Source organism: Rhodococcus sp. EPR-134, from assembly GCF_001647205.1.
GTDB classification, from domain to species: Bacteria; Actinomycetota; Actinomycetes; order Mycobacteriales; family Mycobacteriaceae; genus Rhodococcus_F; species Rhodococcus_F qingshengii.
On the sequence record NZ_LVCT01000743.1, the window covers coordinates 1 to 1,055 of the forward strand.

Below are 1,055 nucleotides of genomic sequence, written 5' to 3' on the forward strand. Positions count from 1 at the left end.
TCGCGATGAGGGAGTTGCCACCCAACTCGAAGAAATCATCATCCAACCCCACCCGATCAACACCCAACACACCCACAAACGCCGACGCCACCACCAACTCCACCGACGACACCGGAGCCCGAAACACCCGAGCCTCGAACACCGGCTCCGGCAACAACGCCCGATCCAACTTCCCCGACGAATTAAGTGGGAACGCATCCAACACCACCACAGCAGCCGGAACCATATAGCCCGGAACCCGCTCCCCCACAAACCCCCGCAACACCGACACATCCACAACCGACCCCACCGCCGGCACCACATACCCCACCAACTGATCACCCATCACCGACCCACGCACCACCACCGCAGCCGACAACACCGACCCATGCGACACCAACGCCGCCTCGATCTCCCCCAACTCGATCCGCTGACCACGGAACTTCACCTGAAAATCAGTACGACCGATGTACTCCAACTCACCAACTGTGTTCCAACGGACCAAATCACCCGTCCGATACATCCGCTCACCCGAACCGAACGGCGACGCCACAAACCGATCCGCACTCAAATCCGGACGACCCACATACCCCCGAGCCAACTGCACACCCGACAAATACAACTCACCCGCAACACCCACAGCAACCGGCCGAAGGCGCGAATCCAACACAAACACCCGGCAATTCCACTCCGGCACACCAATCGAGACCACCGACCCCGACCCGGCAGCCGTCACATCCGCAAACGTAAACGACACCGCCGCCTCAGTCGGACCATACAAATTATGCAACCGCGCCGACGACACCAACCCGAACTCACGCACCGCCTCCACCGGCAACGCCTCACCGATCACCAACACATCACGCAACGAACCCAACAACCCCGGATCCACCAACGACGAAAACGTCGACAACATCGTCGGAACAAAATCCGTCACCGACACACCCTGATCATCAATCACCGACGCCAAATACCCCGGATCCCGATGACCATCAGCCGACGCCAACACCAACACCGCACCCACCCGCAACGGCATGAAAAAACCCCACAACGACACATCGAACGTCGTCGCCGTC

1 protein-coding gene is annotated in these 1,055 nt (G+C 59.9%); it reads right to left on the reverse strand.

Features of this window, described 5'->3' with window-relative positions:
* Nucleotides 1-1,055 (reverse strand): AMP-binding protein (locus A2J01_RS32025; protein WP_156519468.1); only part of this gene is annotated, 1,055 nt, incomplete at both ends.